A 20,529-nucleotide genomic window follows, 5' to 3' on the forward strand; every position below is an offset into this window, starting at 1 on the left:
GACGTCAGCGCGTGCCCGGCGCGACGGGGGCGTCGGCCCCGCCGGTTGCGACCGCGGCCGCCGGTGCCGATTCGGTGCGCCGTCCACGCGCGAGGACCCGCGCCGCCGCCGGCTGGCCGACGACGACGCCGGTGACCACGGCGACCACGCCCAGCACCTGCAGCGGCGTCAGGTGCTCGCCGCCGAGCAGCAGGCCCACGGCGACGCCGGTGAGCGGGTTCAGGAGCCCGACGAGTCCCACGGCGCCCGCGGGCAGGTGCCGCAGCGCGGTGAACCACGCGACGTACGCGAGCGCGGTCGCGACCAGCGACACGTAGGCGATGCCGAGCCAGCCGCGGGCGTCGAGCGCCGGGGGAGCGCCCTCGGCGAGCGCCGCGACGGGGACGAGCAGCAGGCCGCCCGCGACGAGCTGCCACGACGTCGAGGCGAGCACGTCGACGTCGTCCTTCCACCGCGTCGCGAGCACGAACCCGACGGACGACATCACCATCGCGGTCCCGCCGGCCAGCACGCCGAGCGGGTTCACCGCGACCGCACCGGTGACGAGCATCGCCACGACGCCGACCAGGCCGACGACGGCGCCGACGAGCCCGGCGACCCGGGGGCGCTGCCCCAGCACGGGCCACGCGACGAGCATGAGCACGAACGGCGAGACGGCCATGACCGTCGACGCGACCGACGACGGCAGCAGCTGCGCCGCGACGTACACGAGCACGAAGAACGCGCTCATGTTGAGCAGGCCGAGCACGAGCGAGCGCCACCACCACCGCCCGCGCGGCGCCTGGCGGGCGAGGGCGAGGAGCACGAGCCCGGCGGGCAGGGCGCGCAGCACCGAGCCCCACAGCGGCGCGTCCGCGGGCAGCGTGTGCCGGGTGACGTAGTAGGCGGCGCCCCACGAGATCGGCGCCAGCGCGGCGAGGAGCGACCAGCGGCCCGTGTTCTCTTCCACGGAAGACAAAGTATCTGACGCGGAAGGTAAGATCCACCCGTGAGCGACCGCGACCTCCCCCCGGACTTCGTCGACCAGGTCCACGACGCCTGGGTGCGCGAGCGGCCCGACCTCGACGTCAGTCCCCAGGGCGTGTTCGGGCGGCTGCGCCGCGTCACCCACCGCGTCACGGAGGAGCTGGTCGCGGTCTACCGCGAGCACGGGCTCGCCGAGGGCGACTTCGACGTGCTCGCGACGCTGCGCCGCGCGGGTGCGCCCTACGCCCACTCGTGCGGCGAGCTCGCCGAGCACACGCTCGTCACGAGCGGGGGCATGACCAAGCGGATCGACCGGCTCGAGGCGGCCGGCCTCGTGCGCCGCCGCGTCAGCGAGACCGACGGGCGCGGGCGGGTGGTGGAGCTGACGGAGCACGGCCGCGAGGTGATCGACGCGGCGTTCACGGACCACGTCGCGAACCAGCACCGGCTGCTGGCGGTGCTGGACGACGGCGACGCGGAGGTCCTCGACCGCGTCCTGCGCCGGTGGCTGTCCGCGCTCGAGGAGCCGCCCGCGCGGGACTGACCTCCCGGTCCGCCGTCGCCGGCCGGCCGTTACGCTGCGCCCAGCCCGGGAGGAAGGGGGCGGCGATGCGCCGTCGTGCCACGTTCGGCGCCGCCGCCGCCGCGGCCGCGCTGCTCGTCGCCGCGGTCGCGCCCGCCGGCGCGACGACGTCCGGGCGCGCGAGCTTCGACGAGGTCGTCACCGGCGCTCTGCCCGACGCCGGCCGGTGCGTCACGCTCCGGCTCACGGGGGACCTCACGTGGACCGCCCGCCGCGGCCCCGTCGTCACCCGGTACGCGGACCTCGCCGCCGAGGAGCCCGCGCTCGCGGTCGAGGTGCGTGACGGGTGCGGCGAGCCGCGCGGGACCGTCGAGCAGGTCGGCCTGGTGCAGGCGTGGCCCGACCAGCGGTGCGGCGACGCGTGCGCGGAGCCGGGCGTCGTCCTGGGGGCGCCCGCGGACGGGACGCAGCCCGTCGCCGGGGCCGGCGGCCCCGGTCGCGTCACGGGCGTCACGCCGCGGCGCACGCTGTTCGGCGCGCCGCTGTGCCTGCCCGTGGACGTCGCCGCGCGCGTGCGCTGGAGCGAGGGCGGGACCAGCGTCGAGGAGATCGTCGGGGACCGCGTCGAGGTGTGCGTCGAGGGCTGAGACGCCCCGGCGGCCGAGACCGCGGTTGGTAGGCTGACCCGGTCGTGACTGGCGCAACGGGTGGGTCACCACCGGGGAGCGACGCAGCAGCTGGACCAACGGGTCGGACGCCTGGGCCCCTCGGTCACCCTCCACACCGGCACTCCGCGTGTGCGGGTGCCGGGCGCGCCCGCACGGTTCACTGCGACAGGAGCACCCGCATGAGCGACAGCCTGCTCGACCAGAACATCTCCGACCTCGACCCCGAGATCGCCGCCGTCCTCGACGGCGAGCTCGCGCGCCAGCAGAACACGCTCGAGATGATCGCGAGCGAGAACTTCGTCCCGCGCGCCGTCCTGCAGGCGCAGGGCTCCGTGCTGACCAACAAGTACGCCGAGGGCTACCCCGGCCGCCGCTACTACGGCGGCTGCGAGCAGGTCGACATCGCCGAGACCATCGCGATCGACCGTGCCAAGGCCCTGTTCGGGGCCGAGCACGCCAACGTGCAGCCGCACTCCGGCGCCACCGCGAACGCGGCCGTGCTGCACGCGCTCATCAACGCGGGCGACAAGATCCTCGGTCTCGACCTCGCGCACGGCGGCCACCTGACGCACGGCATGCGCATCAACTTCTCGGGCAAGCTCTACGACGTCGCCGCGTACGGCGTCGACCCGCAGACGTTCCGCGTCGAGCCGGAGGCGGTCCGGGAGGCCGCGCTCGCGCACCGTCCCGACGTCATCATCGCCGGCTGGTCCGCCTACCCGCGCCACCTCGACTTCGCCGCGTTCCGCGCGATCGCCGACGAGGTCGGCGCGAAGCTGTGGGTCGACATGGCGCACTTCGCCGGCCTCGTCGCCGCGGACCTGCACCCGTCGCCCGTCCCGCACGCCGACGTCGTCTCGTCGACCGTGCACAAGACCATCGGCGGCCCCCGCTCCGGCTTCATCCTGAGCAAGGGCGAGTACGCCAAGAAGATCGACTCCGCGGTCTTCCCGGGCCAGCAGGGCGGCCCGCTGATGCACGTCGTCGCCGCGAAGGCCGTCGCGTTCAAGGTCGCCGGCTCCGACGAGTTCCAGGAGCGTCAGCAGCGCACGATCGACGGCGCGCGCCTCATCGCCGAGCGCCTCACCGCGCCCGACGTCGCCGCGGCCGGCGTCTCCGTCCTCACGGGCGGCACCGACGTGCACCTCGTGCTCGTCGACCTGCGGCACTCCGCCCTCGACGGCCAGCAGGCGGAGGACCTCCTGCACTCCGTGGGCGTCACGGTGAACCGCAACGCGGTGCCGTTCGACCCGCGCCCGCCGCGCGTTACGTCCGGCCTGCGCATCGGCACGCCCGCGCTCGCGACCCGCGGCTTCGGCGACGCGGAGTTCACCGAGGTGGCCGACATCATCGCGACCGCGCTCGTCGAGGGCACGGCGGCGGACGTCGATGCGCTGCGCGCACGGGTGCAGAAGCTGACCGAGGCGTTCCCGCTGTACGCCGGCCTGCAGCAGTACTGAGCGGGGGAGCGCACATGACGGCCCAGAAGCTCGACGGGACCGCGACGGCGGCCGCGATCAAGGCCGAGCTGACGCAGCGCGTCGCGGCCCTCGCGGACCGCGGCGTCGTGCCCGGCCTCGGCACGCTGCTCGTCGGCGACGACCCCGGCTCGCGCTGGTACGTCGCGGGCAAGCACAAGGACTGCGCGGAGGTCGGCATCGCCTCCCTCCGCGAGGACCTGCCGGCCGACGCCTCCCAGGAGGACATCGAGGCGGCGGTCCGCCGGCTCAACGAGGACCCGGCCTGCACCGGGTTCATCGTGCAGCTGCCGCTGCCGGCCGGCATCGACACGCACCGCGTGCTCGAGCTGATCGACCCGGCGAAGGACGCCGACGGCCTGCACCCGACGAACCTCGGGCGCCTCGTCCTGCGCGTCAACGAGCCGGTCACCTCGCCGCTGCCCTGCACGCCGGCCGGCATCGTCGAGCTGCTGCGCCGGCACGGCGTCGAGCTCAAGGGCGCGGACGTCGTGGTCGTGGGGCGCGGCGTGACGGTGGGCCGGTCGATCGGACTGCTGCTCACCCGCCGGGAGATCAACGCCACGGTGACGCTGACGCACACCGGCACGGTGGACCTCGCCGAGCACACCCGCCACGCGGACGTCGTCATCGCGGCGGCCGGCGTGCCGGGCATCGTCACGGCGGACCTCGTCAAGCCGGGCGCCGTGGTCGTCGACGTCGGTGTCTCGCGGGCGGTCGACGCCGAGACCGGCAAGAGCCGCGTCGTGGGGGACGTCGACCCGGGCGTGTGGGACGTCGCCTCCTGGGTGTCGCCGAACCCCGGCGGCGTCGGGCCGATGACCCGCGCGATGCTGCTGGCGAACGTCGTGGAGACCGCGGAGCGGCTCGCCGGCTGAGCGCCGTCGTGACGAGGGGCCCCGGGTGCGCACGCGTCCGGGGCCCCTCGTCGTCGTGGGCCCTCGTCGTCGTGCGCCGATGACTTCGCGCGGCCCCGCGGGTCTGCCCACGTGAACCTCCGCACGCACCCGAAGGAGCACGACGATGGGCATGGTCCGCACGCACCTGTGGTTCCCCGAGCGCGGGCACGAGGCCGCGCAGTTCTACGCCTCCGTGGTGCCGAACTCGCGCATCACGTCGGTCGTCACCTCACCGCCCGGCGTCCCCGACGTCCCCGAGGGCGTGCCCTTCATCGTCGAGATGGAGCTCGACGGCCACGCCGTGACGATCCTCACGGCCGGGCCCGAGTTCCGCCTCGACGAGGCGTTCTCGTTCTACCTGTCGGTCGACACCCAGGAGGAGGTCGACCACTACTGGGAGGCGCTGCAGGCCGGCGGCGGCGAGCCCAGTCAGTGCGGCTGGCTCAAGGACCGCTTCGGGGTGTCCTGGCAGGTCGTCCCGAAGGTGCTGGACGACATCATGACGCGGCCCGACGCCGAGGGCGTCGCCCGGGCGACCAAGGTCATGCTGACGATGACGAGGCTCGAGATCGCCCCGCTGGAGGCCGCCTACGCCGGGGAGTGACGCAGCCCGCGACCGCCGGCCGCGCAGGGGACGGCCGGCGGTCGGGCCTGTCGGTGCGGTGGGGGAGGATGGCACGCGTGCTGACCGTCGCCTCCGTCAACGTCAACGGGATCCGCGCCGCCTTCCGCCGGGGCATGCAGGAGTGGCTCGACGTCCGCAAGCCGGACGTGCTGCTGCTGCAGGAGGTCCGCGGATCGGACGAGATCCTCGCCGACCACCTGCCCGCCGACGCGTGGGACCTCGCGCACGAGGCCGCCGAGGCCAAGGGCCGCGCCGGCGTCGCGATCGCGTCCCGCGTGCCGATGACGGCCGTGCGCATCGGCCTGGGGACGGGTGTGACGGGCGACTCCGGCCGCTGGGTCGAGGCGGACCTCGAGCTGCCCGCCGAGGGCGACCGGCCCGCGCGGGCGGTCACCGTGGTGTCGGCGTACATCCACTCCGCCACCGCCGGCACGCCCTCCCTCGACGAGAAGTACGCGTTCCTCGAGCGGGTCACGGCGCGGATGCGCGAGCTGCAGCAGGACGACCGGCGGGTCGTCGTCGCGGGCGACGTGAACATCGCCCACCGCGAGGTCGACATCAAGAACTGGAAGGGCAACCTGACGAAGGCGGGGTTCCTGCCGCAGGAGCGGGCCTACCTGGACCGGTGGTTCGACGAGCTCGGCTGGCGCGACCTCGGCCGCGACCTCGGTGGCCCCGGCCCCGGGCCCTACACGTGGTGGTCGTGGCGCGGGAAGGCGTTCGACAACGACGCCGGGTGGCGCATCGACTACCAGATCGCCACGCCCGCCCTGGCGTCGCTCGCGCGGACGGCGACCGTCGACCGCGCTGCGACCTACGACGCGCGGTTCAGCGACCACGCGCCGCTCGTCGTCGAGTACGACCTCTGACGCGGGCGGGGGTGGGGCGCCGCGCGTCCCACCCCCGCCCGCGGACCGGCGTCAGTACCGGATCGCGTCGATGACCTTGACCCGCACGGCGACGGTCGCGGGCAGGATCCCGGCCAGCGCCCCCACGCCCGTCGCGCACGCCATGCCGATCAGCGCCGCGGACACCGGGAACGGCGGGCGGTCCTGCAGGCCGCCGAACATCACGTCGGCGGGGATCGCCTTGACCGCCGCGACCGCCAGCACGACCCCGACCAGGCCCGCCACGACGGTGGCCACCACCGACTCCAGCAGGACGCCGACGAACACGCGTCCCGACGTCGCCCCGAACGACCGACGGATCCCGATCTCGCGGATGCGGTACCGGACCGTCACGAGGGCGATGTTCACCAGGCCCAGCCCGCCGAGCAGCAGGGCGAAGGCGCCCACCCCGAGCGCCACCCACCGCGTCGCGCCGTCGAGCGCGGCGCCGCCGGTGCTGCGGTTGTCGTACGTGCCGACCTCCCAGCCCGGCACGGCCGCGCCGATCTCGCTGCGCAGGCGGGGGGTGAGGTCGTCGACGATCTCCGGCGGCACCCACATCTTCAGCGTGGGCGCCGGCTGGTAGAAGCCCGCCGCCGCGTCCGGCGTGTACCAGCGGGTGAGCTGGTCGTAGAGGACGTAGGCCTCGGGCGGGGCCCCCCGCCAGCGGTCCTCCACCAGGCCGACGACACGGCTGCGCACGGGCGTGACGTCGCCCAGCTGGACCGTCAGCGGCTCGGAGAGGTCACTCGCCCCCAACCGGTCGAGGAACGCGCGGTTCACCACCAGCAGGGGCGCGAGCGCGTCGACGTCGGCGTCGTCGAACCACCGGCCCTCGACCACCTGGATCCGCTGCATCGTGCCCAGGTCGGGGTCGACGGCACGGACCTCGGTGGGGCGGGTCCCGTCGGGGAACCGGAACGGGACCTGCGTCGCCAGGTCCCGGCTCGCCCACGTGATGTCGTAGCGCTCCAGCACGCGCGCGTACTCGGTCGCGAGCGCCGCCGGCGGCGCCGACTGCTCGCCCTGCGCCCACGCGTCGACGGCCACCGTCACCTGGCGGCCCATGTCCCGGTCGAACTGCTCCTGGTACGCCTGCGACAGCATCTGCACCGCGGCGGTCACGCCGGTGATCGCGGCGACCGCGACGGCCACGCCGATGAGCGCGAGCAGCACCCGCAGCTTGTGGATCCGCAGCTCGTCCCACGCCTCGACGAGCGCGCCGACGAACCCGGTCACGGCTGGACCGCCGCGGGCACCGACGGGCCGAGCTCGGGGACGTCGGCGCGGGCCGCGGGCAGGTGCGTCGGCACGTCGCCCACCCAGTCGGCCACGCGTGCGCCCGTGCCCACGTCGACGGGCACGAGCACCCCCTCCGCGAGGCGGTAGTGCCGCTGCGCGCGGGCCGCGACCGCCAGGTCGTGCGTGATCGTGACCAGCGCCGCCCCCGTCTCGGAGGCGACGTCGTCGAGCAGGTCCATGATCTGCTGCCCGGTCTCGACGTCGAGGGCACCGGTGGGCTCGTCCGCGAGGATGACCCGCGGCCCGCGGACCAGGGCCCGCGCCACGGCGACGCGCTGCTGCTCCCCGCCGGAGAGCTTGTCCGGCATCGTGTCCAGCCGGTCGCCGAGGCCGACGCGGTCGAGCATCGCCGCGGCCAGGTCGCGCCGGCGCCAGAACTGCCGCCCGCTCGCGTAGAGCAGCGGCGCGGTGACGTTCTCGAGCGCGGTGCGGCCCGGCAGGAGCTGGAACTGCTGGAACACGAACCCGAAGTCCCGCCCCCGCAGGCGCGTGCGGCGACGGTTCGACAGCGCCGTGACCGGCGTCCCCTCGAGCAGGTACTCGCCCGACGTGGGCCCGTCGAGCAGGCCGAGGATGTTGAGCAGCGTGGACTTGCCCGTCCCCGACCTGCCCACGACGGCCACGTGCTCGCCGGCGGCGACGCTCAGCGTCACCCCGCGCAGGATGTGCAGCACGCGGTCGTCCGGCAGCAGGACGTCCCGCGTCACGTCGCGGAGCTCGAGCATGCTCATCCGCCGCACACCGCCGGGTCGTACTGGGCCGGGTCGTCGCAGTCCACCTCGCCGGCGCCGCCGGGCACGGGGATGAACTCGAGCACGAGGTCGCCGAGCGCGAGGCCCTCGGTGACCTGGACGACCTCGCCGTCGGTGAGCCCGAGGCCGACGGCCCGCTCCTCCGGCTCGGCGCCCTCCTCCGCGACGACCCAGACGTTGCCCCGCTGGACCGTGCCCTGCACCGCCGTGACCGGGACGACGAGCGCGTCCGCGGCGGTGCCGTTGACGATCTCGAGGTCCGCGCCGAGGCCGGGGAACGCCGTGACCTCGCCGGGCACCGCGCACGTGAGGGTGCCGGAGGCCGGCGCGCCCTCCTCGGCGGCGGGCTCCGGCTCGGCCCCGGGGGCCCCCGCTGCGGCACCGATCCGCACCCCGGTGCACGTGAACGGCGCGGGGCCGCCCTTGAGCGTCACCGTCGCCTCCGCGGGCGCGCCGACGAGCCGGTACTGCTGGTCGGGCGTCAGCGTCCCGGACACGGAGAGGGTGCCCGGTGCGACCTGCCCGACGGTGTCGCCGACGGCGACGACCTGGTCCTTCAGCGTCGGCAGGGTGAGGGTCCCCGCGACCGGCGCCGTCACCTGCTCCACGACGACCTTGGGCCTGCGCTCGGTGACCGTGGTCTCGCCCGTGGTCGGGTCGGTGCGCGTCAGCGGCTCCTGGGGCGTCTCCTGCCGCACCTCCAGGAGGGGGGTGCCGGCCTCGACCCGCTGCCCCTCCGTGGCGAGCACCTTGGAGACGGTGCCGGCGAGGGTCGCGCGGACGGGCACCGACGGGTCGGCGACCACCGAGCCGCGCACGGTCACGGCGTTCGTCACCGTGCCGGTCGTGACCTCGACCGTCCGGTCGGTGACGGTGCCGGTCGGCTGGGCGCCGGTGGCCTGGGCGGTCACGTCGGTGCCGGCGAAGGCGAGCTTCACCAGGGCCACCGCGATCACCGCCCACACGATCAGGCGCAGGGCGGGGAAGACGTGGCGGCGGACCACGGGGGCTCCTCACGACGACGGGACGGCGACCGGTCGGTCGCCGGGGGCGGTGCCGGGACGCGGAGCCCGGCGGGACGAGGGGGCACGGGGGTCAGACGCCGCCGCGCAGAGCGGCGATCGGCTCGACCGACGCCGCCTTGAGCGCGGGGTACAGGCCCGCGAGCAGGCCGATCCCACCGCCGGCGAGCACGGCCAGCCCGACCATGCCCAGCTCGAGGATCGGCGTCCAGGACTGCGCCGCGGACACGACCACGACGACGGCGACACCGAGCGCGGCCCCGACCAGGCCGCCGAGCAGCCCGATCACGACGGACTCGACCACGAACTGCGCCGCGATCTGCCGACGCGTCGCGCCCAGGGCGCGCCGCAGCCCGATCTCCCCGACGCGCTCCAGCACAGACAGCAGCGTCACGTTCGCGATGCCGACGCCGCCGACGAGCAGGGCGACGCCGCCGAGCGCGAGGAAGATCGTGCTGACGTCCGCCTGCACGCTGTCCCGCACGCGGGACGTGGTCGGGGGCACGCCCACCGTGAACGTGTCGGGCTCGTTCGGGTCCAGCGCGAGCGGCAGCTGCTCGCCGACGACCGGGCCGGAGCCGATCGCGACGTGCAGGTGCAGCTCGTCGGCGGCGGCGAGACCGAGGTCGGCGCGCGCCGTCCCCGTCGGCAGGATCACCGCGCCGAGGAGGTCGGTGCGCCGCGCGACGTCGTCCACGATGCCGACGACCTGGTACGCGCGGTCGCCGACGAACACCGACGGCTGCCGGTCGACCCGTTGCACGCCGAGCCGGCGGGCGGCGTCGGCACCGAGCACCGCGACCCGGTCGCCGCGCGCGTCGTGCCCGGCGTCGAACCAGCGGCCCTGCTGCAGGCGCCCCTGCAGGGCCTCGAGCGCGTGGGGACCGGCGGCCAGCACGGGCGGGGCGGACGTGCGCGGCGCGGACGGGTCGTGCACCGGCACGGCCGAGACGTCGGCACCTGCGAGGTCGACCTCCGACACCAGCGCGGCGGCCTCGACGCCCGCGATCCGCTCCGCGCGCTCGGCGGCGTCCCACGGCAGCCGCGCGAGCGCCCGCTCCTGGCCGTCGCGGCCCGGGCTCGTCGCGGCCGACGCGACGGCCTGCGTCGCGGCCACCGCGTCGAACTGCTGGTTGATCTGCACGGCGGCGGTCTGCGCGAGGCCGACCGTCACCACGACCGACGCGATCCCGAGCACCGTCCCGAGGATCGTCAGCAGGAGCCGCCCGGGGCGCGCCCCCACGCCCGCGGCCGCCTCCGCGAGGAGGTCGCGCACGCCGTACCGGTCGCCCGGCGCGACCCGGTCGGTCACCGCGGTCACGCGATCTCCTGCAGGCGTCCGTCGGCGATGCGGACGCGACGCTGGGCGCGCGCCGACACCTCGTCGTCGTGGGTGATGACCAGGAGCGTCAGGCCCTCGGCGTGCAGCTCGTCGAAGAGGGCGAGCACGCTCTCGGAGCTCGCGGAGTCGAGGTTGCCCGTCGGCTCGTCGGCGAGCAGGACCGCCGGCCGCGCCACGACGGCCCGCGCCACGGCGGTGCGCTGGCGCTCGCCGCCGGACAGGACCGTCGGCAGGAAGTCCAGACGGTGCGCGAGCCCGACCCGCTCGAGCGCGGCGACGGCCCGCTCGCGGCGCTCGGCCCGCGGCACCCCGCTGTAGACGGTGGCGAGCAGCACGTTCTCCAGCACGGTGCGGTGGGGGAGCAGGTGGAAGGCCTGGAAGACGAAGCCGATGCGGGTGGCCCGCAGCGCGGCACGCTCGCGCTCCCCGGCGCCCGAGGTGGGGCGCCCGTCCAGCAGGTACTCGCCGTCCGTCGGGCTGTCGAGCAGGCCCAGCAGGTGCAGGAGCGTCGACTTGCCCGAGCCGGACGGGCCCACCACGGAGAGGTACTCGCCGGCCCGGACGGTCAGGTCCGTCGGGTGCAGCGCGTGCACGGGCGGGTCGCCGGGGAACTGCCGGGTCACGCCGCGCAGCTCGACGACCGGTGCGCGGTCGTGGACCTCCTCGGCGGCGCCGAGCAGGTCCAGGACCGTCACGCGTCCTCCGTCGCGTCGTCGGCCGGGGCCTCGTCGTCGGTGCCGGCCGCCCCGACCACGACCAGGTCGCCCGCCTCGAGCGGCTCGTCGGAGCCGGTGATCTCGACGAAGCCCTCGGCCGCGAGCCCGGTCGTCACCTCGACGAGCCGGGTCGACCCCGTCCCGTCGGCGACCTCGACGCGGCTCTCGCCGCCCGGTCCGGCGGTGAGGGCGGCCAGCGGCACGGCGAGGACCTCGCCGTCCGTCGAGCTGACCGGCACCCGCACCCGCACGTTCGTCCCCTGCAGGGCGGCGATCTGCTCGGGCGTGGCCGCCCCGACGGAGAAGGTGACCGTGCGGCGGTCGCCGGACGCCTGCGCGTCGCCGCCCTCGCCCTCGGCCTCCTGGCCGGCACCCGCGGCGTCGGCACCACCGCCCTCGGCGGAGGACGTGCCGGCGCCGGCCCGCCCGTCCGTCACCTCCGCGACGGTGACCGGGACCTCCTCGTCGTCCACGGTGATCGTGCCCGTCGTCCCGGGGGTGAGGAGCTCGGCGTCCGCGCGGCTCGCCGTCGCCGTCACCTGCACGGTAGCGCCCGACACCGTCATGAACGGCCCCGACACGGTGCCGCCGCGGCGCACCTCGACGGCGTCGACGCGCCGGGGCAGCGACGGCAGGTAGACGACCTCGGCGGCGGGCAGCGGCGTGAGGGTGTCCGCCTCGGCCTCGGTGAGCGCGGTGCGCGCCGCCGCGAGCTGGTCCTGGGCGGCGCGGACGGCGCCGCGCTCGGCGGCCGTGTCCACGGGGGCGTCGGCCGCCGTGCGCGCCGCGCGGGCGGTCTGCAGAGCGGCGTCGGCCTCGACCACGGCGGGCGGGGAGCAGTCGGCGGCCGAGGGGTCGCGCTGGTCCGCGGGCAGGACGCACTGGGCGGCCAGGAAGGCCACGCGCGCCTCGGCGACCCGGACGGCGCCGTCGAGCTCGGTCACGGACGCACCGCCCTCGCGCGCCCCCGCCGAGGCCAGGGCGGCCTGCGCCGACCGGACGGCCTCCTGCGCGGTGGTCACCGCCTCGCGGGCGCTCGCCACGGCCTCGGTCGCCTCGTCGCCCGCGGTGGGCGCCGCGTACCCGACGCGCTGGTACAGGGCGCGCACCCCGGCGGCCGCGGCCGCGTCGTACGTCGCGTCTGCGGGGTCGCCCGCGTCGATGCCCAGCGCCCGCAGCGCGGTGCGCAGCTGCTGCACGTCGGGCCCGGACACCCCGACGCGCAGGGACCGGTACGTCGGCAGCTCGCCCGGCAGGACGATGACGGGCCGGCCGACGACCTCGAGCGCGACCGCCGCGGCGTCGAGGGTGGCGCCGACCTCCTTGACCTGGCCGGTCACCACCGCGGGACCGCCCTCGGTGCCGCCCGTCTCGACGCGCAGCTCCACCGGGTCGTCGTAGCCGACGTCGCCCCGCAGGACCACCTCGTTGGCGATGACCCGTCGCTCCACCGGCACCGTGACCGGCCCCGCGCTGGGCGGTGCGGCGTCGGCCGCCGCGGCGCCCGGCGACACGATGAGCCGCGACAGCACCACGCCCGCCACCAGGCAGAGCACGGCCACGACGGCCATCGCGACGATCGTGCGGCGCCCGCCGCTCACGTGCGCCTCCACGCCCCCCGTCACTCCCCGTCGGCGGCGACGCCGTGCTCCTGCGCGGCGGCCTCGAGCTGCTCGCCGTACTTCTCCCACAGCCGCTCCTCCATGGCGACCTGCGCCGCCTGCTGGGCGCGGGCGAAGCCCGTCTCCTCCTGGCAGGTGCGGTCGGCCGTGGCGAGCGCGATCTCCTTCTCCCGCAGCGCGTCGAGGGCGGCCTGGTCGGGCTCCGGCGGCGCCTCGCCCTCGGCCGGGGGCTCCGCCGAGAAGCCCATCACGGTGTTGTACTCCTCGAAGATGCTGTTCTGGGCGTCCTGCGGGCTCGCGAAGTCGTAGCCGGCCTCGCCCAGGCACGCCGCCCACTCCTCGGTGGCCGCGCGCACGTCCTCGTCGTCGGCGAGGGTCTCGTACTCCCGGGTCATCTCGTCCATGGCCTCCTGGACGCCCGGGTCCTCCCACACCCGGGTGGCGGTGCTCACCTCGTGCGACGCCGCACCCGTGCAGCCCTGCTCGGTCCAGTCCGGGGACTGCACCTCGACCTCGGGGTCCTCAGGGTCCTCGACCATCTCGCCGTACAACGCCGTCCAGTACGCCTGCTGCTCGCTCTCGGACATCGCCTCGACGTACTCCTGGTTCGGGTCGACCCACTCCTCGCCCCCGCCCCACAACTCGTCGCCGGTGGTGGCGCCGTACCCGTAGGTCTTCGCGAACTCGAGCGTGTCCCAGGCGGGCACGTCCCCGTCGCCGGGCATCGGGCCGGAGTCCATCGGCTCGACCGGCGTGTACTCGAAGCCCTCGTCCGCCATGCACGCCGCGACGGCCTCCTCGACCCGGCGCTGCTGGGCCTGGGAGTCCTCGGAGTCCATGCTCCCGCCGACGCGCTCGAAGAAGGCGGTGAGCGGGCCCGTCTCGGTGTCCGAGGGGCCGTTCCCGCCACCGCCGCCGTCACCTCCCGTGCAGCCGGTGAGGAGCAGGGCGACGGCACCGGCGAGGGCGCCGACGGAGGCAGGGAGGTTCGAGCGCATGACGAGCCCTTTCGGCGGCACCAGGGGAAAAGAGCGAGTCGTCACGAATCCGGACGACTGGGGTCATCGAGGACCCTAGCCAAGGCCGCCTGCGCCGCGGGTCCGTCCCCGGGATGAGTTGCGCAGTCGTGACCTCGACCCGTCGTCGCAGGTGAGGCGCGCGCCCGCGGCCCTGCCCCGCCGCTCGCCCTGCCCGCCGCCCGTCCTGCCCGCCGCCCTGCCCCGCCCCGCCGTCAGCCCGCGGGGGGAGCCGCCACCGCCTCGGCGAACGCCGGCGCGCGCAGCCCCTCGCGGGCGAAGGCCGCCGCGACCGCCTCCGCGACGTGCTCGACCGCGTCGGCCGGGACGAGGGCGATCGCCGAGCCGCCGAAGCCGCCGCCGGTCATGCGTGCGCCGAGCGCGCCGGCCGCCCGCGCGGCGTCGACCGCCACGTCGAGCTCCCGGCAGGACACCTCGTAGTCGTCGCGCAGGGACGCGTGCGAGGCGTCCATGACCGGCCCGACGCCGTGCACGTCGCCGTCCTCCAGCCGGGTGACGAACTCGGTCACCCGGTCGATCTCGGTGACCACGTGCCGCACGCGGCGCACCAGCACGTCCCCGTCCGCCTCCGGGGCCAGCACGGCCTCGGCCTGCGCGCGGCGGTCCGCGTCCTGCGCCACCTCGCGCAGGTCGGGCACGCCGAGCAGGTCTGCCGCCCGGTCGCACGCCGCCCGCCGCTGCGCGTACTCGCCGTCCACGTGCGAGTGCGGCGCGCGCGTGTCGACGACCAGCAGCGCGAGCCCGTGCCCGGTCAGGTCGAACGGGACGTGCCGCACGGCGCCGTCGCGGCAGTCGAGCAGGAGGGCGTGACCGCCGCGGGCGCGCAGCGAGGCGGCCTGGTCCATGCCGCCGGTGGGGGCGCCGGCCATCTCGTTCTCCGCACGCACGCACAGCCCGGCGAGCGTGGCACGCCCGGCGTCGTCGTCCGCCGCCCCGTCGACGACCGCGCCCGCGAGCCCCACCGCGTACACCGCGTCGAGCGCGACCGCGACGGCCGCTTCCAGCGCGGCGGAGGAGGACAGGCCGGCCCCGAACGGCACGCACGAGTCGATCGCCAGGTCGAACCCGCCGACGGCGTGCCTGGCCTCGCGCAGCGCCCACGCGACGCCCACGACGTAGGCGGCCCAGCCGTCCACCGTGCCGGGTGCCACGTCGGCCAGGCGCACCTCGCGCACGCCCGAGGGCTCCTGGGCCGAGACGAGCCGCACGAGGTCGTCGTCCCGTCGCGCCACGGCCGCGTAGGTGCGGTGCGGCAGTGCGATCGGCAGCGCGAGCCCGCCGTTGTAGTCGGTGTGCTCGCCGATGAGGTTGACGCGGCCCGGTGCGGACCAGACCCCGTCGGGCCGGGCGTCGAACGTCGCGGTGAACAGCGCGCGGGCGCGCTCCTCGCCCTCGGCGCGGTCCCAGGCGGGGGTCCAGGTGGGCTGGGGGGCGGGGGCGTCGGTCGTCATGGCGGGCTCCGGTGCGGGGGTCGGGTCGGTGCTCACGCCAGCTCCTGCAGGCGGCGGGCGATGCGCTCGGGCGTCGTGTCGGAGATCCAGGCGCCCATGCCGGACTCGACGCCGGCGAGGTACTTCAGCTTGCCGGGGGCGCGCAGGACCGAGAACACCTGCAGGTGCAGGCGGGAGACGTCCCGCCCCTCGTGCACCGGGGCCTGGTGCCAGCCGGAGATGTACGGCAGCGGGATCGCCGCGCCGTCGCCGTCGACGAAGAACTGGTCGAGGCGGCGCAGCAGGGTCAGGTACGTGACCGCCAGGTCCGCCCGCTCCGCGTCGGTCAGCGCAGGCAGGTCCGGCACGTCGCGGCGGGGGGCGAGGTGCACCTCGACGGGCCAGCGCGCCGCGAACGGCACGTACGCCACCCAGTGCTCGGACTCCAGCACGACGCGCTCGCCGTGGCGCAGCTCGGCGTCGAGGACGTCGCGGCCGAGCAGGCGCCCCGTGCCCTCGGCGTGCTCCTGCGCCTGCACGAGCATCGAGCGCGTCCGCGGGGTGACGTACGGGAACGCGTAGATCTGCCCGTGCGGGTGGTGCAGCGTCACGCCGATCTCCTTGCCGCGGTTCTCGAAGCAGAAGACCTGCTCTATGCCCGGCAGCGCGGACAGCGCCTGCGTGCGGTCGACCCACGCCTCGACGATCGTGCGCATGCGGTGCGGCGTGACGCTCGACAGCGACGCGGTCGGGTCGGACGAGAAGCAGATGACCTCGCACCGCCCGGCCGCCGGCCGCCGGCGCCACAGCGCCTCGCCGTCGACGTCCTCGGTGGTGTCGTCCAGGCCGGGCACCGCGAGCAGGGAGGGGAAGCGGTTCTCGAACACGACGACGTCGTAGTCGGTGTCCGGGATCTCGCCGTCCTGGTACGTCGCGCCGGGCTTGGCGGGAGCGAGCGGGTTCGCGTCCGCGGGTGGCAGGAACGTGCGGTTCATGCGGTGCGCCGCCATGGGGATCCACTCGCCGGTGAGCGGGTCGCGCCGCAGCTCCGGACCGGTCACGGGCTGCGGCGTGCCGTCGGGGCCCGGCACCGGCGCGAACCGGTCGGGCAGCGGGCGCGGGTCGTCGAGGCGGCGCGTCGCGGCGCCGGACACGTACGGCTCGGAGTCGTCGAAGTAGATGAGCTCGCGCCCGTCGGCCAGGCGCGTGCTGGTGCGGCGGACGCGGGCGACCGGGTCGGTCTGCGGTGCGGTGGTCACGGCTGGGCTCCGGGGGTGGGTTCGGCGCCGGACGGGGCGGCGTGGGGGACGGGGGCGACGACGAGACGGTCGACGGCGGCGGACAGGTGCTCGCGCGCCTCGGGCGCCAGGCCGGCATCCGTCACGAGCGTGTCGACGTCGTCGTAGCCGCAGATGCGGGCGAGGCCGACGGTGCCCCACTTGGTGTGGTCCGCCAGCACCGTGGTGGCGGCCGCCGCCCGCACGAGCGCGCGGTCCGTCGCGGCCTCCGCCAGGTTGGGGGTCGTGGCGCCGTCCGCGTCGAGGCCGTGCACGCCGAGGAAGGTGCGGTCCACGCGCAGGTCGGCGAGGGTGGCGTCGGCGACCGGGCCGACGAGGGCGTCCGACGGCGTGCGGGTGCCGCCGGTGAGCACGACCTCGAGGCCGTCGTCACCGGCCGCGTGCAGCGCGTCGGCCACGCGCAGGCCGTTGGTGACGACGGTCAGCGGGCGCAGGGACGCGTCCTGCGCGATCGCGGTGGCGAGCAGCCACGTCGTGCTGCCGGCGGACAGCGCGATCGCCTGGCCGGGCTCGACGTCGGCGAGCGCGGCGGCGGCGACCGCCTCCTTCTCCGGCCCGGCCCACGCGCGCTTGGCCTCGAAGCCGGGCTCGTCGGTGGAGCGGGCGGGCGTGTCGGCGGCGACCGCGCCGCCGTGCACACGCCGCACGAGGCCCGCGCGGGCGAGCTCGGCGATGTCCCGCCGGACGGTCATGTCGGAGACGTCGAGCTGGGCGACGAGGTCGGCCACGCGGACGGCGCCGTGCGTGCGGACCCGGGCGAGGATCCGTTCCTGACGCTGCGACGCGAGCATGGTGAACAGTATCCATCAGGACCGAACAGAAACCAACAGGTCCGCGGGGTGCGCGTCGGGCTGCGCCGGCGCCGCGAGGCACCGGCCGGGCGTCAGCGCCCGACCGGCGAGAGCCCCAGCGGACGCCCCGCGAGGTTGCGCGGACGCGCTGCGAGCGTGCGCGCCACCGCGCGCAGGGCCTGGGCGCCGTCGGAGTCCGGGTCCGCGAGGACCACGGGGGTCCCCGTGTCGCCGGCCTCGCGCAGGCGCACGTCCAGGGGCACCTGCCCCAGCAGCGGCACGTCCGTGCCCGTCAGGCGCGTGAGGTTCTCCGCCACGCGCGCGCCGCCGCCGGAGCCGAACAGCTCCAGGCGCGACCCGTCGGGCTGCGTCAGCCACGCCATGTTCTCGACGACCCCGACGACGCGCTGGCGCGTCTGCACCGCCACCGAGCCGGCGCGCTCCGCGACCTCCGCCGCCGCGACCTGCGGGGTCGTCACCACGACGATCTCCGAGCCCGGCAGCAGCTGCGCCACCGAGATCGCGATGTCACCCGTCCCCGGCGGCAGGTCGAGCAGCAGGACGTCCAGGTCGCCCCAGAACACGTCCGCGAGGAACTGCTGCAGCGCGCGGTGCAGCATCGGGCCCCGCCACACCACCGGCTGCCCGGCGGGGACGAACATGCCGATCGACACGACCTTGACGTCGTGCGCCACCGGCGGCAGCAGCATGTCGTCGACCTTCGTCGGCGGCCGGTCGACGCCGAGCATGCGCGGGATCGAGAAGCCGTAGATGTCCGCGTCGACGACCCCGACCCGCAGGCCCTCCGCCGCCATCGCGACCGCCAGGTTCGCGGTGACCGAGGACTTGCCGACGCCGCCCTTGCCGGACGCCACCGCGATGACCTTCGTCAGCGAGCCGGGCTGCGCGAACGGGATCTGCGGCTCCGCGTCCGTGCCCCGCAGCTGCGCGCGCAGGGCCTGCCGCTGCTCGGCCGTCATGACGCCGAGGTCCACCCGGACGCCCGCCACGCCGTCCAGCGGCTGGACGGCGGCCGTGACGTCGCGGGTCAGGGTCTCCTTGAGCGGGCAGCCCGGGGTGGTGAGGTCCAGCCCGACGACGACGAGCGCGTCACCGCCCGCGACCGGCTCCAGGTGCACCGAGCGCACCATCCCGAGCTCCGTGATCGGGCGGCGGATCTCCGGGTCCTGCACGCCCGCGAGGGCGCCGCGGACCGCGTCGAGGAGCGCGTCCTGGGCGGACGGGGGCGTCACGGGGGCAGGCATGCCGCCATGGTAGGTCGGCCGGACCCGGGCCCGGTCGGGACGACCGGCCCGTGCGCCTCAGCGGTCCCCGGGCCGCCGCACGCCCTCGCCGCGCGACCGTTCGCCCTCGTCGCCGTCCGCGTCCTCGGCCTGCAGCTCCTCCAGCAGGTTGCGCAGCTCGGAGCGGACGAAGTCGCGCGTCGCGACCTCCGACAGCGCGATGCGCAGCGACGCCATCTCCCGCGCGAGGAACTCCGTGTCCGCGAGGTTCCGCTCGGCCCGCTGCCGGTCCTGCTCCGCCTGCACGCGGTCGCGGTCGGCCTGCCGGTTCTGCGCGAGCAGGATGAGGGGCGCGGCGTAGGACGCCTGCAGCGACAGCATCAGGGTGAGCGCCGTGAAGCCGAAGTCGGCGCGGTCGAACTGCAGGTCGGTGGGGCCCCACGCGTTCCACGCCATCCACGCGGCGCAGAAGACCGTCAGGTAGAAGATGAAGCGCGGCGTGCCCAGGAAGCGGGCGACGGACTCGGAGACCCGGCCCGACGCGTCCTCCCCGACCTGCACGCGCGGCAGGAACGACCGCCGGCTCTCGCGCGGCTGGTCCAGGCGCTCAGCCACGGCCGCCTCCCCGCCGCACGAGGGGGGTGGGCCGCCTCAGCGGTCCCGCGTTCTCGTCGTCGGTCTCCCGCCAGTCCGTCGGGAGCAGGTGGTCGAGGACGTCGTCCACGGACACCGCACCCAGCAGCCGCCGCTGCTCGTCGACGACGGGCAGCGCGAGCAGGTTGTAGGTGGCCAGCCGGCGGGTGATCGACAGCAGCGGCGCGTCCGCCCCGACCGGCTCGATGTCCGTGTCGACGATCTGCCCGATCGACTCGTGCGGTGCCTCGCGCAGCATGCGCTGCAGGTGCACGACCCCGATGAACCGGCCCGTCGGCGTCTCCAGCGGCGGGCGCGCGACGAACACCAGCGACGCGAGCGCCGGGTTGAGGTCCTGGCGGCGCACGTGCGCGAGCGCCGCCGCGATGGACGTCTCCGGGCCGAGGATGACCGGCTCGGTCGTCATGAGGCCGCCTGCGGTGTTGTCCTCGTACGCGAGCAGGCGGCGGACGTCCTTCGCCTCGTCCGGCTCCATGAGCTCGAGGAGCTGGGCGGCCTGCTCCTGCGGCAGCCCGCCGAGCAGGTCCGCGGCGTCGTCGGGCTGCATCGCCTCGAGCACGTCGGCCGCGCGCGGCAGCTCGAGCGCACGCAGGATCGCGACCTGGTCGTCCTCCGGCAGCTCCTCGAGGACGTCCGCCAGGCGCTCGTCGTCCAGGGCGCTGGCGACCTCGAGGCGGCGCCGCACGCCGAGCTCGTGCAGCACGTCGGCCAGGTCGGCGGCCTTGAGGTCCTCGTACTGCGCGAGCAGCAGCTCGGCGCCCTGGTCCGCGGTGGGGCGGCCCAGGCCCTGCACCTGCTCGACCGGGACGAGCAGCGTCTCGCCGCGGCGGCGCAGCAGCCCCGCCCGGTGGTCCGCGCGGCGCACGTACACCCGCGTGACCAGCCAGTCGCCGCTGCGCTGCTGCTCGAGCGCGACGTCCTCGACCCGGGCGGAGCCCGACCCGTCGAGCAGCTCGACCCTGCGGTCCAGCAGCTCGCCGACGACGAGCGTCTCCGACGCCCGCTGCTCGAAGCGGCGCATGTTCACCAGGCCGGTCGAGATGACCTGGCCGGCGTCGATGCTCGTCACGCGCGTGAGCGGCAGGAACACCCGACGCCGCCCCGGCACCTCGACGACCAGGCCCACGGCGCGCGGCGCGCCCTTGAGCCGGACGAGCACGACGACGTCGCGCACCCGCCCGACCTCGTCCCCGAGGGGGTCGAAGACCTTCGTGCCGGCGAGGCGCGCGACGAACACCCTGGTCCCGACGCTGCTCACGCCCGTCAGCCTAGT

Annotated in this window: 20 protein-coding genes and 1 riboswitch; of the genes, 6 read left to right on the top strand and 14 right to left on the bottom strand. The window is 75.8% G+C overall.

Going from position 1 to position 20,529, the window contains the following annotated elements:
• Window positions 1–4: 4 nt before the first annotated feature.
• The gene (locus FB586_RS10540) at window positions 5–949 is read right to left on the bottom strand and encodes a DMT family transporter (protein WP_136519273.1); all 945 of its coding nucleotides are present in this window, start codon (window positions 947–949) and stop codon (window positions 5–7) included.
• Window positions 950–988: 39 nt separating this feature from the next.
• Here FB586_RS10540 and FB586_RS10545 point away from each other — a divergent pair, with 39 nt between their 5' ends.
• The 6 genes from FB586_RS10545 (at window position 989) to FB586_RS10570 (ending at window position 6,028) form a co-directional block, all read left to right on the top strand.
• Entirely contained in the window at window positions 989–1,510 is a 522-nt protein-coding gene (locus tag FB586_RS10545; protein WP_136519274.1) for a MarR family winged helix-turn-helix transcriptional regulator, read from the top strand.
• Between the two features lie 65 nt (window positions 1,511–1,575).
• Window positions 1,576–2,136, top strand: a complete 561-nt coding sequence (locus tag FB586_RS10550; protein WP_136519275.1) for a hypothetical protein — start codon at window positions 1,576–1,578, stop codon at window positions 2,134–2,136.
• Window positions 2,137–2,170: 34 nt separating this feature from the next.
• Window positions 2,171–2,260: riboswitch (ZMP/ZTP riboswitch) on the top strand.
• Window positions 2,261–2,336: 76 nt separating this feature from the next.
• A complete protein-coding gene (glyA, locus tag FB586_RS10555) occupies window positions 2,337–3,617 on the top strand; it encodes a serine hydroxymethyltransferase (protein ID WP_136519276.1) in 1,281 nt (426 codons plus the stop codon).
• Window positions 3,618–3,631: 14 nt separating this feature from the next.
• Window positions 3,632–4,513 (top strand): bifunctional methylenetetrahydrofolate dehydrogenase/methenyltetrahydrofolate cyclohydrolase, encoded by an 882-nt coding sequence (locus FB586_RS10560; protein ID WP_136519277.1) that lies wholly within the window; start codon window positions 3,632–3,634, stop codon window positions 4,511–4,513.
• 145 nt (window positions 4,514–4,658) lie between these two features.
• Window positions 4,659–5,138, top strand: a complete 480-nt coding sequence (locus tag FB586_RS10565) for a VOC family protein (RefSeq protein WP_136519278.1) — start codon at window positions 4,659–4,661, stop codon at window positions 5,136–5,138.
• A 77-nt stretch (window positions 5,139–5,215) separates the two neighbouring features.
• Window positions 5,216–6,028, top strand: coding sequence for an exodeoxyribonuclease III (locus FB586_RS10570; protein ID WP_246036688.1), 813 nt, complete (start codon window positions 5,216–5,218; stop codon window positions 6,026–6,028).
• A 51-nt stretch (window positions 6,029–6,079) separates the two neighbouring features.
• Here the strand turns inward: FB586_RS10570 and FB586_RS10575 are convergent, their stop codons facing one another.
• The 13 genes from FB586_RS10575 to FB586_RS10635 form a co-directional block, all read right to left on the bottom strand.
• Window positions 6,080–7,285 carry an ABC transporter permease gene (locus FB586_RS10575; RefSeq protein WP_136519280.1) on the bottom strand — a complete coding sequence of 402 codons (1,206 nt, stop codon included), beginning with the start codon at window positions 7,283–7,285 and terminating at the stop codon, window positions 6,080–6,082.
• Entirely contained in the window at window positions 7,282–8,079 is a 798-nt protein-coding gene (locus tag FB586_RS10580) for an ABC transporter ATP-binding protein (RefSeq protein WP_136519281.1), read from the bottom strand. The genes FB586_RS10575 and FB586_RS10580 overlap by 4 nt, the downstream gene beginning before the upstream one ends.
• Window positions 8,076–9,104, bottom strand: coding sequence for a permuted SH3 domain-containing protein (locus FB586_RS10585; protein ID WP_136519282.1), 1,029 nt, complete (start codon window positions 9,102–9,104; stop codon window positions 8,076–8,078). Before FB586_RS10585 ends, FB586_RS10580 begins: the two co-directional genes overlap by 4 nt.
• A gap of 91 nt (window positions 9,105–9,195) precedes the next feature.
• Window positions 9,196–10,443, bottom strand: coding sequence for an ABC transporter permease (locus tag FB586_RS10590; RefSeq protein WP_136519283.1), 1,248 nt, complete (start codon window positions 10,441–10,443; stop codon window positions 9,196–9,198).
• Window positions 10,440–11,159, bottom strand: a complete 720-nt coding sequence (locus FB586_RS10595; protein WP_136519284.1) for an ABC transporter ATP-binding protein — start codon at window positions 11,157–11,159, stop codon at window positions 10,440–10,442. Before FB586_RS10595 ends, FB586_RS10590 begins: the two co-directional genes overlap by 4 nt.
• Complete coding sequence (locus FB586_RS10600; RefSeq protein WP_246036689.1) at window positions 11,156–12,781, bottom strand: hypothetical protein; 1,626 nt, start codon at window positions 12,779–12,781, stop codon at window positions 11,156–11,158. Before FB586_RS10600 ends, FB586_RS10595 begins: the two co-directional genes overlap by 4 nt.
• 20 nt (window positions 12,782–12,801) lie before the next feature.
• Window positions 12,802–13,800, bottom strand: coding sequence for a hypothetical protein (locus FB586_RS10605; RefSeq protein ID WP_136519285.1), 999 nt, complete (start codon window positions 13,798–13,800; stop codon window positions 12,802–12,804).
• 233 nt (window positions 13,801–14,033) lie between these two features.
• The gene (galK, locus tag FB586_RS10610; RefSeq protein WP_136519599.1) at window positions 14,034–15,290 is read right to left on the bottom strand and encodes a galactokinase; all 1,257 of its coding nucleotides are present in this window, start codon (window positions 15,288–15,290) and stop codon (window positions 14,034–14,036) included.
• Between the two features lie 32 nt (window positions 15,291–15,322).
• Window positions 15,323–16,528 (bottom strand): galactose-1-phosphate uridylyltransferase, encoded by a 1,206-nt coding sequence (gene galT / locus FB586_RS10615; protein ID WP_136519286.1) that lies wholly within the window; start codon window positions 16,526–16,528, stop codon window positions 15,323–15,325.
• Window positions 16,525–17,358: a DeoR/GlpR family DNA-binding transcription regulator gene (locus FB586_RS10620; RefSeq protein ID WP_136519287.1), complete on the bottom strand. Its 834-nt coding sequence runs from the start codon at window positions 17,356–17,358 to the stop codon at window positions 16,525–16,527. Before FB586_RS10620 ends, galT begins: the two co-directional genes overlap by 4 nt.
• Window positions 17,359–17,450: 92 nt before the next feature.
• Window positions 17,451–18,623, bottom strand: a complete 1,173-nt coding sequence (locus FB586_RS10625; RefSeq protein WP_136519288.1) for an Mrp/NBP35 family ATP-binding protein — start codon at window positions 18,621–18,623, stop codon at window positions 17,451–17,453.
• A gap of 57 nt (window positions 18,624–18,680) precedes the next feature.
• On the bottom strand, window positions 18,681–19,217 hold the full coding sequence (locus FB586_RS10630; protein WP_136519289.1) for a DUF1003 domain-containing protein: 537 nt from the start codon (window positions 19,215–19,217) through the stop codon (window positions 18,681–18,683).
• Window positions 19,210–20,514: a magnesium transporter MgtE N-terminal domain-containing protein gene (locus FB586_RS10635; protein WP_136519290.1), complete on the bottom strand. Its 1,305-nt coding sequence runs from the start codon at window positions 20,512–20,514 to the stop codon at window positions 19,210–19,212. The genes FB586_RS10630 and FB586_RS10635 overlap by 8 nt, the downstream gene beginning before the upstream one ends.
• Window positions 20,515–20,529: the final 15 nt, after the last annotated feature.

The organism is Cellulomonas telluris, assembly GCF_004886325.1.
GTDB lineage: Bacteria > Actinomycetota > Actinomycetes > Actinomycetales > Cellulomonadaceae > Cellulomonas > Cellulomonas telluris.